Source organism: Streptomyces sp. NPDC025638 (genome assembly GCF_055558775.1).
In genome coordinates this window covers 308649-322209 of sequence record NZ_JBVHLX010000009.1, presented here as the reverse complement: position 1 = coordinate 322209, position 13561 = coordinate 308649, and the positions used below count along the sequence as shown (strand labels likewise).

General features: G+C 70.2%; 9 protein-coding genes. 8 read left to right on the top strand and 1 reads right to left on the bottom strand.

Annotated features, from left to right (window positions below):
• Nucleotides 1-178: 178 nt before the first annotated feature.
• Nucleotides 179-862 (top strand): protein-L-isoaspartate(D-aspartate) O-methyltransferase, encoded by a 684-nt coding sequence (locus tag ACZ4EG_RS24600; protein ID WP_467792102.1) that lies wholly within the window; start codon nucleotides 179-181, stop codon nucleotides 860-862.
• Here the strand turns inward: ACZ4EG_RS24600 and ACZ4EG_RS24595 are convergent.
• Nucleotides 828-1577, bottom strand: coding sequence for a PP2C family protein-serine/threonine phosphatase (locus ACZ4EG_RS24595; RefSeq protein ID WP_467792101.1), 750 nt, complete (start codon nucleotides 1575-1577; stop codon nucleotides 828-830). The two genes, ACZ4EG_RS24600 and ACZ4EG_RS24595, sit on opposite strands and share 35 nt — an antisense overlap.
• Before the next feature lie 146 nt (nucleotides 1578-1723).
• On the opposite strand from ACZ4EG_RS24595, the gene fdh reads away from it, so the two are divergent.
• The 7 genes from fdh to ACZ4EG_RS24560 all read left to right on the top strand — a co-directional run bounded on the left by fdh (nucleotide 1724) and on the right by ACZ4EG_RS24560 (nucleotide 13545).
• Nucleotides 1724-5032, top strand: a complete 3309-nt coding sequence (gene fdh, locus ACZ4EG_RS24590) for a formate dehydrogenase (protein ID WP_467792100.1) — start codon at nucleotides 1724-1726, stop codon at nucleotides 5030-5032.
• Nucleotides 5029-5958, top strand: coding sequence for a 4Fe-4S dicluster domain-containing protein (locus ACZ4EG_RS24585; RefSeq protein ID WP_467792099.1), 930 nt, complete (start codon nucleotides 5029-5031; stop codon nucleotides 5956-5958). The genes fdh and ACZ4EG_RS24585 overlap by 4 nt, the downstream gene beginning before the upstream one ends.
• 26 nt (nucleotides 5959-5984) lie before the next feature.
• Nucleotides 5985-6881 (top strand): NrfD/PsrC family molybdoenzyme membrane anchor subunit, encoded by an 897-nt coding sequence (gene nrfD, locus ACZ4EG_RS24580; protein WP_467792098.1) that lies wholly within the window; start codon nucleotides 5985-5987, stop codon nucleotides 6879-6881.
• A 312-nt stretch (nucleotides 6882-7193) separates the two neighbouring features.
• Nucleotides 7194-10025 (top strand): lectin, encoded by a 2832-nt coding sequence (locus tag ACZ4EG_RS24575; RefSeq protein ID WP_467792097.1) that lies wholly within the window; start codon nucleotides 7194-7196, stop codon nucleotides 10023-10025.
• 109 nt (nucleotides 10026-10134) lie between these two features.
• Nucleotides 10135-10821 carry a hypothetical protein gene (locus ACZ4EG_RS24570; protein ID WP_467792096.1) on the top strand — a complete coding sequence of 229 codons (687 nt, stop codon included), beginning with the start codon at nucleotides 10135-10137 and terminating at the stop codon, nucleotides 10819-10821.
• Nucleotides 10763-12319, top strand: coding sequence for an AAA family ATPase (locus ACZ4EG_RS24565; RefSeq protein ID WP_467792095.1), 1557 nt, complete (start codon nucleotides 10763-10765; stop codon nucleotides 12317-12319). Before ACZ4EG_RS24570 ends, ACZ4EG_RS24565 begins: the two co-directional genes overlap by 59 nt.
• The gene (locus tag ACZ4EG_RS24560; protein WP_467792094.1) at nucleotides 12316-13545 is read left to right on the top strand and encodes an McrC family protein; all 1230 of its coding nucleotides are present in this window, start codon (nucleotides 12316-12318) and stop codon (nucleotides 13543-13545) included. Before ACZ4EG_RS24565 ends, ACZ4EG_RS24560 begins: the two co-directional genes overlap by 4 nt.
• Nucleotides 13546-13561 lie beyond the last annotated feature (16 nt).

Below are 13561 nucleotides of genomic sequence, written 5' to 3'. Positions count from 1 at the left end.
CAAAGAATCCCGGTCACGCAGCCGCCGGGTGAGGGGATGACGCGACGGGCTCCGAAAACGCCCGAAAGGTCCCATACAACCTTCATAACACCGCCGCGTGACCCCTGACCTGCTCAGCCGGAACCGTCGCGGTCGAGCGAGTCCTAGCCTGGTGTGTGGTGACCCTCCCGTGAAGTCCATGCCCAAGGAGCCGGCAGATCTCGTACGAGCCCTCAGAGCCGCCGGGATCGGGGACGAGCGGCTGCTCGAAGTCGTGCGAACGACACCCCGGGCCGCATTCGTCCCGGCCGCATACGTGGCCGACGCCTACCGCGACGTACCCATTGCGATCGGGCAGGGACAGGTCACCACTCAGCCGTCGCTGTCCGCCATGATGATCGAGAGCCTCGGTCTGGACGGCAGCGAGCACGTCCTTGAGGTCGGTACCGGCCTCGGCTTCCAGACCGCGCTGCTCGCCCGGCTGGCCGCCGACGTGGTCAGCATCGAGACGCGGCCGGGCATCGCCCACCAGGCGCGGGAGAATCTCGCACGGCAGGGCGTACGGAACGTGGAGCTGCGGATCGGCGACGGCAGCGGCGGCGTGCCCGACCGCGCTCCCTACGACGCCGTCCTCGTGTCCGCCGCGTACCCGGACGTGCCCGCGCCCCTGGTCGCGCAGGTACGGCCGCGCGGCCGCCTGGTGCAGCCGATCGGTCCCGGCGGGCACGAGCAGGTGATGTGCTTCGAGCGCACCGCATCGGGGCTGGAGCAGCTGCGGATGGTGACCGGGGCGTGCTTCGTGCGACTGCAGGGGCAATACGCCTTTCCGCCGGCCGACGCGGAGTTCCCTACGCGTCCGCGACGCGCACGACCGCCAGCGTGATGTTGTCGGGGCCACCCGCCTCGATGGCGGCCTTCCACAGTTCGACCGCCGCACGGCCGTCGTCGTGCTCCCGCATCACGTCGTCGATCACGTCGGGCGGCACCGGATCGGTCAGACCGTCGGTGCAGATGAGGTAGCGGTCACCGAGCGACAGGGAGACGGCTGCCACATGGGGCTGGACGGCGCGGTATGTGTCGGTGCCGCCCAGGCACTGCGTCACGAGGGAGGTGGTGAGCCGCCCGGGTTCGAGCGGTGGACTGTCGTCGACGCTGACCTGGAGCAGCCCGCGGCTGGAGGCCGCGAGGACCCGGCTGTCGCCCACGTTGAACACCAGCAGCGAGTCGGGCAGTACGACGGCGCCGGCGATCGTCGTCCCCATGGTGGTGAGTTCGCTTCCCTCGTCACCGCCGGAGGCCAGGTACACGGCGCGGTTGCAGTCGTTCAGTGCGTCGCGGACGGCGTCCTCGCTGCTCAGGGCGGGACCGATCGACGCGATCCGGCGGACCACCAGGGCGCTGGCCACCTCGCCGCCGGGATGCCCGCCGAGCCCGTCGGCGACGGCGACGACGAGAGGCGTCGCGAGCGGGAAGTACAGGGTCTGCGGGCTCTCGGTCACCGTGGCGCACAGGGTCCACGGTCCGATGACGAGGCTGTCCTCGTTCCGGGAGCGCAGCAGCCCGGGATGGCTCAGCGCACTCACCGCCACGTACGGCACGGAACGCCACCGCCTTCCCGCACCGGGCACAAAACCCTAGGTCGGCCGATGGTCATGCCTCAAGGGTAGGCGTGCTCGATGTGACTCCCGCAAGTCCCGGCGTTACGTTGGCTGCGACAGCGGAAGGCACGAGGCGGGAGATCGCCATGGGCCTGCGGCAGTGGATCGACGACTGGCCGGTGTACCGGCAGATCACCGGTGACGACGCGCTGGGCCGGGGAAGCGCGGCCCGCTCGCGCGGTACCGAGCAGCTGTCAGCGCGTACCGAGCAGGCCGACAGGGTCGTACGGTCCGTGTGCCCGTACTGCGCCGTGGGCTGCGGCCAGAAGGTCTACGTCAAGGACGGGAAGGTCACCCAGATCGAGGGCGACCCGGACTCCCCGATCTCACGCGGCCGGCTGTGCCCCAAGGGCTCGGCCAGTAAACAGCTGGTGACCGGCCCCGGCCGGATCAGCACCGTCCTGCACCGGCCCCCGCACGGCGCGGGATGGGAGCGGATCCCGCTCGACCGGGCGATGGACATGATCGCCGACCGGGTCCTCATGACCCGTCGGCAGACCTGGCAGGACACGCACCACGGTGTTCCGGTCCGGCGCACGCTCGGCATCGCCTCCCTCGGCGGAGCGACGCTGGACAACGAAGAGAACTACCTGATGAAGAAGCTCTACACGGCACTTGGCGCGATCCAGATCGAGAACCAGGCGCGGATTTGACACTCCGCCACCGTCCCCGGTCTGGGGACCTCGTTCGGCCGTGGCGGAGCCACGACGTTCCAGCAGGACCTGGCCGAGGCCGACTGCATCGTCATCCAGGGCTCGAACATGGCCGAGTGCCATCCGGTCGGCTTCCAGTGGGTGATGGAGGCCAAGGAACGGGGTGCCACGATCATCCACGTCGACCCCCGCTTCACCCGGACCAGCGCGCTCGCGGACGTCCACGTACCGCTCCGGGCCGGAACCGACATCGCCTTCCTCGGCGCCCTGATCAACCATGTGCTGAGCAACGACAAGGACTTCCGCGAGTACGTGGTCGCCTACACCAACGCCCCGGCGATCCTGCGCGAGGACTTCGCCGACACCGAGGACCTGGACGGGCTGTTCTCCGGCTACGACCCGGACAGCCACCACTACGAGACCACCAGCTGGATGTACGAGGGCGCGCGGGTCGCGGCCGCGGCCGGGGAGCGGGACCAGTGGCGGGCATCGGGGGACGAGGGCGAGCGGGGTACGGCTGCCGGACAGCAGCACGGAGGCAGGGAGGCGCACGAGAGCTCCCGCGCGCAGTCGTACGGCTCCGGCGGCCCCACCCTGCGCGGGAAGCCGGCCATGGACCCGACGCTGCACTACCCGCGCTGTGTGTACCAGGTGCTCAAGCGCCATTTCGCCCGCTACACGCCGGAGTTGGTCGAGGACGTCTGCGGCGTTCCCCGCGAGCTGTTCGCGCGCGTGGCCGAAGCCATCACCGCCAACTCGGGACGCGAGCGCACCACGGCACTGTGCTACTCCGTCGGCTGGACCCAGCACACCGTCGGGGTGCAGTACATCCGGACCGCGTCCATCCTGCAGACGCTGCTGGGCAACATAGGGCGGCCGGGCGGCGGCATCCTGGCGCTGCGCGGACACGCCAGCATCCAGGGCTCCACGGACGTACCGACGCTGTTCGACCTGCTGCCCGGCTACATCCCCATGCCGCACGCCCACCAGCACCAGGACCTGGACGCGTTCGTGGCCGCCGACGCCGGCACCACCGGCTTCTGGGGCAACATGCGCGCGTACACGGTGAGTCTGCTCAAGGCGTGGTGGGGAGAGGCGGCCACCGAGGAGAACGACTACCGCTTCGACTGGCTGCCCCGCCTGACCGGCGACCACGGCACCTACCAGACCGTGCTCAACCAGCTCTCGGGGGAGTGCAAGGGGTACTTCCTCGTCGGCGAGAACCCGGCGGTCGGCTCGGCCAACAGCAAGCTCCAGCGCTTCGGCCTGGCGAACCTGGACTGGCTGGTGGTCCGTGACCTGCGGCTGATCGAGAGCGCGACCTTCTGGAAGGACGCCCCGGAGATCGAGACCGGTGAGCTGCGCACCGAGGAGATCCCGACGGAGGTGTTCTTCCTGCCGGCCGCGGCGCACACGGAGAAGGCCGGCAGCTTCACCAACACCCAGCGGCTGCTGCAGTGGCACCACGCGGCAGTCGAGCCGCCCGGCGACGCCCGCAGCGACCTGTGGTTCTACCACCACCTCGGACGGATCATCAGGGAGAAACTCGCCGGATCCACCGACCCACGCGACCGCCCCCTGCTCGACCTCACCTGGGACTACCCGACGTCGGGCGCGTCGGCCGAACCGAGTGCCGACGCCGTGCTGGCCGAGATCAACGGGTACGGGCCGGACGGGCAGCCGCTGTCGACGTTCACGCAGCTGCGCGACGACGGCTCCACCTGCTGCGGAGTCTGGATCTATTGCGGGGTCCACGCCGACGGGCACAACCACGCGGCGAACCGCCGACCGCGCGACGAGCAGAGCCGGGTGGCCCCCGACTGGGGCTGGGCCTGGCCGGCCAATCGCCGCATCCTCTACAACCGGGCGTCGGCCGACCCCGAGGGGCGACCGTGGAGCGAGCGCAAGCGGTATGTGTGGTGGGACGCCGGACAAGGCCGGTGGACCGGGGACGACGTCCCGGACTTCGAGGCGGACAAGCCGCCCGACTACCGGCCACCGCCGGACGCGAGGGCCCAGGACGCCCTGGCCGGCACCGACCCGTTCATCATGCAGAGCGACGGCCGCGCCTGGCTGTTCGCACCGGCCGGACTGGCCGACGGCCCGCTGCCCGCACACTACGAGCCGTACGAGTCGCCGGTGGACAACCCGCTGTACGGCCGGCAGACGAACCCCACGCTGCACGCCTACGACCACCCGGCCAACCGGTACCACCCGGCGGGCAGCGAGGTGTACCCGTACGTGTTCACCACCTACCGGCTCACCGAGCACCACACGGCCGGCGGCATGAGCCGTACGCTGCCCTATCTGTCCGAGCTCCAGCCGGAGTTCTTCTGCGAGGTCTCTCCGGAACTCGCCGCGGAGCGAGGCCTGAAGCACCTGGGCTGGGCGACCATCACCACGGCCCGCACGGCGGTCGAGGCGAGAGTGCTGGTGACCGACCGGATCAAACCCCTGCGGATCCGCGACCGCACCATCCACCAGGTGGGGATCCCCTACCACTGGGGCCCGGACGGGCTCTCCACGGGTGACTCGGCCAACGACCTGCTGTCCGTGGTGCTCGACCCGAACGTACGCATCCAGGAGTCCAAGGCGGCGACCTGCGACATCCGGCCGGGCAGGCGTCCACGGGGCCCGGCGCTGGTCGCCCACGTGGCGGCCTACCGGCTGCGTGCCGGCCTCCGCGACGACACCCCGCCGGGCGACGACACCCGGCCGGGCCCAGGAGAGGGGCAGCCATGACCGCGGACCGCAACAGGCTGTCCGGCCCGCTCGCCGACCCCGCCGCGGACGCCGGTTACCCGGACACCCACCCGCCCCGGATGGGATTCTTCACGGACACCTCCGTCTGCATCGGCTGCAAGGCCTGCCAGGTGGCATGCAAGGAGTGGAACCTGGTCCCGGCGGAGACCGAGGAACTCGACCTGCTGGGGCAGTCGTTCGACAACACGGGCGCACTGAACGCCAACAACTGGCGGCACGTGGCGTTCATCGAGCAGAAGGTGACGCCGGAGCGGCTCCCGGTCGATCTGGGCATGCCGACCGTCGGGCCGCCCGTTCCCGACGCGGAAACCGGCGAGGGCCAGGTGCGCTGGCTGATGTCCAGCGATGTGTGCAAGCACTGCACCCACGCCGCCTGCCTGGACGTGTGCCCGACCGGGTCGTTGTTCCGCACCGAGTTCGGGACCGTGGTGGTGCAGGCGGACATCTGCAACGGCTGCGGCTACTGCGTGCCGGCCTGTCCGTACGGCGTGATCGACATCCGTCCCGGCGACGGCCGGGCCTTCAAGTGCACGCTGTGCTACGACCGCTTGGGAGCGGGCCGGGAACCGGCCTGCGCCCAGGCGTGCCCGACCGACTCCATCCAGTTCGGCCCGCTGGAGGAACTGCGCGAGCGGGCCGACCGGCGCGTGGCCGAGCTGCACGAGCGCGGAGTGGACCAGGCACGGTTGTACGGCCGGGATCCGAACGACGGCGTCGGCGGTGACGGCGCGTTCTTCCTTCTGCTGGACGAGCCCGAGGTGTACGGGCTCCCGCCGGACCCGGTGGTCACCACCCGCGACCTGCCGTCGATGTGGCGGCACGCGGCCACGGCCGCCGTCGGCGTGGCCGTGAGCGTGGCGCTGTCCTTCCTGGGGCGGGGGACCGTGGAGAGGAGAAAGCCGTGACGGGGAGCGGTGAGCGGGAGCGCCTTATGGTTCCGCGCGCGGAGTTCCGGTCGTACTACGGCCGGCCGATCCTCAAGCGTCCCACGTGGAAGGTGCCGGACGTGCCGGCCTATCTGTTCCTCGGAGGAACGGCCGGTGCTTCGGCGACCATGGCGGCGGTGGCCGAACTGACCGGCCGCCGGGAACTGGCCGGGACAGGCCGGTGGGTCGCCGCCGCCGCGTCGGTGGCCGGTGTCACCGCACTGGTCCATGACCTCGGCCGACCCGAACGGTTCACACATATGCTGCGCGTCCTCAAGCCCACCTCGCCACTGTCGGTGGGCTCCTGGATCCTCGCGCCGTTCTCCACGCTCGCCACCGCCTCGGCCGCCTCGCTGGCGACCGGACGGCTGCCGAGTCTCGGCCGGCTCGCCGCACTCGGCGCCGGAATGCTGGGGCCCGCGATGTGCACGTACACCGCGGTGCTGCTCTCCGACACCGCGGTGCCGGCCTGGCACGAGGCGTATCCGGAACTGCCGTATGTGTTCGCCGGCAGCGCGCTGACCAGCGCCGCGGGTGCCGCACTGCTCTGCGCCCCCGGCGCGGACCACAGGCCGCCGATCCGGATGAGCCTCTTCGGCGTGGGCATGGAACTCGCCGCGATGCGCCGTATCGAGCGACGGCTCGGACCGGCCGGTGAGCCCTACCTGATGGACCGGCCGGGTCGGCTGCTTGCCCTGAGCAAGGCACTGACCGCGGCCGGAGCCGGGTTGTCGCTTCTCGCCGGTCGCCGAACGGCCCGGCTCCTGGCCGGAGGGTCGTACCTGGCAGCGGGACTGTGCACCCGGTTCGGCATCTTCGCGGCAGGTATCGCGTCCGCCGAGGACCCGGCCTACGTGGTGACCACTCAGCGGCGGCGGCTTGGGCGGGACCGCGAGTCGTAGAGTGCACCTCCCTTTTATGCAGGGCATGTTGACGGCTAGTTGCAACGTGGCTGAACCCATCCCTGACGGCCTGTGCTCCGTGGATCCGATGCGCCGTCAGTATTGACGTGTGCACGTCCAATGGCTACGTTGCGACAGTGCTCCGAGTCGGCCGGCCAGGAGCGTGACAACGTTGTCAGGAGACAACGTTGTCACCTCCCGGACTCCGCCGCTTTCCTCTCCACGACCCCAACTGGTCGACCCCGCTGGGTCTTTCGTCGTACGTCCGGCTCGGTGTGCTCCCGAACGCATCCCCTCAGGAGGCAGATCGCGATGTTATCGACTCCGGCCGGTGGCCGCCGGCCTGGTGCGCGCAGACGGCCGTCCCGCGGCCGCCCGATCCGCATGGTCCTGGGCGCCGCCGCCGGCGCGGCACTCCTCGGCGCGTACGCGCTGCCCGCCCCCGTCGCCCGGGCGGCGCAGGCGAGCTCGCCGAAGCTCGTGTCGTCCCCGGCGGAGCTGGTCAACCCCTTCATCGGAACGTCGAACGACGCCAACGACTTCCCGGGCGCGGACGTGCCCTTCGGCATGGTCCAGTGGAGTCCTGACACACCGTCACGTCCACCGGGCGGCGGGTACGAGTACAAGGACTCCTCGATCACCGGATTCAGCCTCACCCACATCGCGGGACCGGGCTGCGGTGCCGCGGGTGACATACCGGTGCTGCCCACGGTGGGCGCCGTCAACAACGCGGCCACGGACTCCTTCTCGCACGCCAACGAGTCCGCCACACCCGGCTTCTACAAGGTGGCCCTCGACAACAAGGTGACCACCGAACTCACCTCCACCACACGCAGCGGCATGGCGCGTTTCACCTTCCCCGCGACCTCCCAGGCCAACCTGATCTTCAAGCTGACCAGCAGTCAGAACGGCGGCACCTCGACACAGTTCAACGTCGTCTCCGACACCGAGGTCAGCGGCCAGGTCACCAGCGGGAGATTCTGCGGCGCTGGAAACACCTACACCGTCTACTTCGACATGGTCTTCGACCAGCCGTTCACCTCCAGCGGCAGCACACTCGCCCCCCGGACGAAACCGTCCGGGCCCTCCGCCGAAGGGGCCGACAAGAACGCCCCGGAGCAGCCGAACAAGCCGCGCCTGCACGGCTCCATGCCGAAAGCCCGCGCCCACGACGCGGTGCCCCACGACGCGACCCCGGGCGCCGCCGCCTCGAACGCACATGTCACGTTCAACACGAGCGCGCACCAGGTCGTCCAGGCGAAGGTCGGCGTCTCCTACGTCTCGGTGGCGAACGCGGCCGCCAATCGAAGCGCCGAGAACAACGGCTGGACCTTCGACAGTGTCCGCTCCGCGGCCCACAGGGCCTGGGACACGGCACTGGGCAAGGTGCAGATCGGCGGCGGCACCGCGGACCAGCAGAAGATCTTCTACACGGCGCTCTACCACTCACTGCTCCACCCGAACGTCATCAGCGACACCAACGGCCAGTACTACGGCTTCGACGGCAGAACGCACCAGGTCGACGCCGGACACGACGCCGCGTACGCCAACTACTCCGGCTGGGACATCTACCGCTCCCAGGCCCAGCTCGAAGCACTGGTGAGTCCTCAGGTCGCCTCCGACACCGCCCAGTCGATGACCGACGACTACGCCCAGACCGGGATCTTCCCCAAGTGGTCCGAGAACAACGGGGAGTCCTACGTCATGGTCGGCGACCCGGCGGCGGCGATCATCGCCGACTACCACGCCTTCGGCGCGCGGAACTTCGACACCGCGAAGGCACTGGCCGGCCTGCTGAAACAGGCGAGCACCGCGAACAACGACCGACCGGGTCTCAACTACCTGGACAACCCGGGTTACGAACCGCACGACGGCAGTTACGGCTGCTGCAACTTCTACGGCCCGGTGGCCACCACCCTGGAGTACAACACCGCGGACTTCGCCCTCGCCGCCTTCGCCGGCGCCCTCGGCGACACCCGGAGCCGGCAGACGTACGCCCATCGCGCGCAGGACTGGCGCAATGTTCTGAACCCGGCGTCCGGCTTCGTCCAGCCCCGCAACGCCAACGGCTCCTGGACGGGCGGCTTCGACCCCACCAGCGGCACGGACATGGTCGAGGCCGACTCGTGGATCTACTCGGGCATGGTGCCCTTCAACGTCGGCGGACTCGCCACCGCCAAGGGCGGCAACAAGGCGATGGGTGACTACCTCGACACCGTGCTGCGCAGCTACACCGGCGCCAACGGCTACGCATGGGTCGGCAACGAGCCGAGCATCGAACTGCCTTGGGAGTACGACTACATCGGCCAGCCGTACAAGACCCAGGCGACGGTGCGCTCGATCCAGGACCAGATCTGGTCGAACACCCCCGCTGGACTCGCCGACGGCAACGACGACCTCGGCGCGATGAGTGCCTGGTACGTCTGGTCCGCGCTGGGCATGTTCCCCATGACGCCCGGTACCTCGGACCTCGCACTCGGCTCGCCCCTGTTCCCCCAGGCCGTGATCACCCTGCCCTCCGGCAAGACCCTGACGATCAACGGCGACGGCGCCGCGGACAACGCACCGTATGTGCAGTCCGCGACGTTCAACGGTTCCGCGTGGAACAACGCCTACGCACCCCCGAGCGCGATCACCTCCGGAGGGACTCTCAACTACACGCTCGGCACCGGCCCGAACACCGCCTGGGCCTCGGCCCCGTCGGCCGCCCCGCCCTCCTACCCCGGTGACACGGCCGCCCCGCCGAAACCACGGGTGGGTCCCGTCAAGTCCGGCGTGAACTCAGCACAGTGCATCGACGACGCCAACTCCGGCACCGGCGACCACACCGCGATCCGCCTGTGGACCTGCAACGGCACCTACGCCCAGGACTGGACGATCGCGGCCGACGGCACCCTGCGCACCCTCGGCAAGTGCCTCGACGTGTCCAACAGCGGGACGACCAACGGCACGCTCGTCCAGCTCTACACCTGCAACGGCACCGGCGCCCAGAAGTGGACGATCGGCACCGACGGCTCCCTGACGAACCCCAATTCCGGCCTCTGCCTCGACGATCCCAACTCCTCGACCACGGAAGGCACACGACTGCAGATCTACACCTGCAACGGGACCGCCGCGCAGAAGTGGACGCTCCCACCGGCCTGACATCCCCTCCGACACCTGGGTGTCCGCACACCACCCGTCGCCTCGCGGTCCCGTTCTCCGGCGGGACCGCGAGCGTCTAGTGTGAGCACTTCGAGCACTGGGGGTGGAAATGGTGGCAGAAGGGTCCGCCGGCGCCGACGTCGCGGCCGCGGTGCGGCGTGTCTTCCGGGACGGGCTGCTCAGCGGGAAGTCCGCGTTCGCACGGGAGCTGGAGGCGTGGACCGAGCGGACGGCCTCCGACCTCCGCGCCCGCTTCGTCGACCGCCCGGACGACTCGTCGGACACGTTCCTTGTCAAGCTGCGCCGCCAGTTGGACGCCGCGCCGGACGAGACCATCGCGCTCGCCGCCGAGCTGTTGTTCGTGAACATGGCACCGCTAGTGCCCGAGCAGATCGGGATACCCAAGAAGCGGGAGATCCTGGGAGAGGTGCTCTCCTGGGCCCAACGACCCGTGACGATCCCGGCCGACCTGGAGCCGGGGCTGAAGGGCTTCATACATGGGGGCCAGGGGTTCCTGAACTACCGGTGGGCCCAGTTCCAGATCCTGGTCCTCCTCGTGGAACGGCTCGCCGGGATGCCGAGCCAGGAGCGCGAGAGCGTGCTCAACGACCCGTGGCGGTTCCGCGCAGAGTGCTTCGCCGTACAGGAGGCGGAGGGGGCACAAGAAGGGGCGGGCGCAGATCCACGTACTGCTGCATCTGCTCTTCCCCGGCGACTTCCAGCCCATCGCCAGCGTCATGCACAAGCAGGCGATCCTCAAGGCGTTCGCGGACGAACTCCCGGAGCGATCCGGTGACGACGACCGGGACCTCCTGCAACTCTCCCGGATTCTGCAGGCCGGTACCGGGGAGGAGGTCCACTTCTACGAAGAACCGTGGGTGGGCAGATGGCGGCGCGGCACCGTCGAGCACGGACAGCGCGGCTGGCTGGTGCGCGGAGCCAACGTGGACGGCCACAACTTCGTCCCCGACTGGCTCGAACGGGGATACTGCGCGGTCTCCTGGCTGGAAGTGCCCGAGATCCCCGCGGGCGCGAGCAAGCCGGAGATCCAGCGGGCCGTCGCGGAGGCGATGCCGGACGCCAGCGTTCAGGCCCGCGGCCAGTCCGTGTACCAGCTCCATGTCTTCCTCACCGTCATGCAGCCCGGCGACCTCGTCGTCACCGTCACCCCCGACGAGGTGCACGTCGGCACGGTCCAGGGCCCGCCGTGGTACGACGCCTCGCAGGGCCTGCACAACGCCCGCCGCCGCCCCGTCCAGTGGGCCACCACAGGTCGTCCCCTGTCCCGCTCGGAGCTGCCCGAGGCGGTGCAGGCCCGGCTGACGCGGCCGCCGACGGTGTACGACATCAGCAGCGTGACCGCCGAACTCGCCGAACGAGCGGGCCTCGAAGATGTCGTCGCCGAGCCCCTGTTGGAGGCCGACGTCACCAAGCCGCTGGAACTGCCGCCCGTCACCGAGGAGTTGGCCGCGCAGCTGCTGATGCCGCAGGAGTGGCTGAGGGAGACCGCCGAGCAACTCCAGGAGCAGCGCCAGCTCGTCTTCCACGGCCCGCCCGGCACCGGCAAGACCTATCTGGCGCGGGCCCTGGCCCGGCACCTGGCCGGACCTGACCGGGTGGAGCTCGTGCAGTTCCATCCTTCCTACACCTACGAGGACTTCTTCGAGGGCTTCCGTCCGGTCCGGGGCGAGGACGGCTCGGTGGTCTTCGACGTTCTGCCGGGCCCGCTGAAACTGCTGGCCGAGCGGGCCAGGAAGGACCCGGCGAACCCGTACGTCCTGATCATCGACGAGATCAACCGGGCCAACCTGGCCAAGGTCTTCGGCGAGCTGTACTTCCTGCTGGAGTATCGCGAGGAGCCGGTCACCACCCAGTACAGCCCGCACGACCCCTTCCATCTGCCCGGCAACCTGTTCGTCATCGGCACGATGAACACCGCCGACCGGTCGATCGCGCTCGTCGACGCGGCGATGCGCCGCCGATTCGCCTTCCGCCGCCTGTCGCCCGGGAAGCCACCGGTCGACGGACTCCTGGAGCGCTGGCTGCGCACCCGCGGCCTGCCGGACACCCCGGCGCGGCTGCTGGACGCCCTCAACGCCCGCCTCGGCGACGCCGACCGGGCCATCGGACCGTCGTACCTGATGAAACCGGCCGCGGCCCGTCCGGAGGGCCTCGAACTCGTCTGGCGCACCCAGATCCTGCCCCTGCTCGAGGACCAGCTGTACGGAACCGGCATCGACGTCGAGGAGGAATACGGGCTCGCCTCCCTGCGCGCCGCGGTGGAGGAGGCGTGAGACCCGGCTCCGACGTTCTGCACCTTGCCGTCGACGAGACCGGGCCCGGCACCCTGCGGGAGCTGACGGGCGACCAGATCGCCGGCCTGCTGACGGTGCCGGGACTGGTACGGCTGAGCCCGGCAACCGGCGGCCGATGGCGCGTGACCGGCAATCAGAAGGCGGGCCTGGTGCGACTGCCCACCCCCTCCGGCGGAGCGATCCAGCTCCTGCTGCGCCCCAAACTCCCGGTCAGGAACGTGCTGTTTCTGCTCTCCCACACGCCGGCCGCCCCCTGGCTCCCGGAGACGGTCACCGCCGCCGGCGCCGACGACCTGCTGCCCGCCGTCGCGGACCTGCTCGCCCGCGTCACCCGCCGCACCCTGGAGGCCGGGGTTCTGCACGGCTACCGGACGGTCGAGGAGGAACTGCCGCTGATCCGGGGCCGTATCCGCACGGAGGACCAACTACGGCGCGTGGGCCTGCCCCTGCCGGTCGCCGTACGCTACGACGACCACACCCCGGACATCGACGAGAACCGGATCCTGCTGGCGGCCCTGCACCTCGCCGCCCGGCTGCCCGGCGTGCCCGCCCGCACCGGTGTCGCGCTGCGCCATCTCGCCGACCACCTGCACGGCGTGCACGCACTGCGCCCCGGCGAACCGCTGCCCCGCTGGACACCGAACCGACTCAACGCCCGCTACACACCGGCCCTCCGCCTGGCGGAGCTGCTGCTGTCGGGCCGTTCCGTCCAGCCCGAGGGCGGCGAAGCCGTCACGGTCGACGGCTTCGTACTCGACATGCCGACCGTCTTCGAGCAGTTCGTCACCTCGGCGTTGGGTGGCGCCCTTGCCCGTCACGGGGTGCGGTGCGCCGCACAGGAACAGCACCACCGCCTGGACCTGGCCGGTCACGTCCGCCTCCGCCCCGACCTGGTGCTGTACCGAGCGGGCCGCACCGTCTCCGTCGTCGACGCCAAGTACGCCTTCCGCCACCACCCGGCACCGCCCACCGAACACCTCTACCAACTGCTCGGCTACTGCACCGCCCTGGGCCTCCCGCACGGCCACCTCGTCTACGCGGCGACGGCAGAGGCTGCGACGACACCCCGGAAGACGGCGACAGCCCATGTCATCCGCCGAGCCGGAATCACGGTCACCGCCCACAGCATGGACCTCGCGCAGACCCCGGAAGCCCTCCTCATGGCCGTGTCGGCGCTCGCCGACCGAATCGTGAACACGACGTAGCTGGCGGAACGTCACT

Coding starts and splice junctions, on each gene's coding strand:
- ACZ4EG_RS24600 (WP_467792102.1), top strand. CDS start 179: ATGCCCAAGGAGCCGGCAGATCTCGTACGAGCCCTCAGAGCCGCCGGG.
- ACZ4EG_RS24585 (WP_467792099.1), top strand. CDS start 5,029: ATGACCGCGGACCGCAACAGGCTGTCCGGCCCGCTCGCCGACCCCGCC.
- nrfD (WP_467792098.1), top strand. CDS start 5,985: ATGGTTCCGCGCGCGGAGTTCCGGTCGTACTACGGCCGGCCGATCCTC.
- ACZ4EG_RS24575 (WP_467792097.1), top strand. CDS start 7,194: ATGTTATCGACTCCGGCCGGTGGCCGCCGGCCTGGTGCGCGCAGACGG.
- ACZ4EG_RS24570 (WP_467792096.1), top strand. CDS start 10,135: ATGGTGGCAGAAGGGTCCGCCGGCGCCGACGTCGCGGCCGCGGTGCGG.
- ACZ4EG_RS24565 (WP_467792095.1), top strand. CDS start 10,763: ATGCACAAGCAGGCGATCCTCAAGGCGTTCGCGGACGAACTCCCGGAG.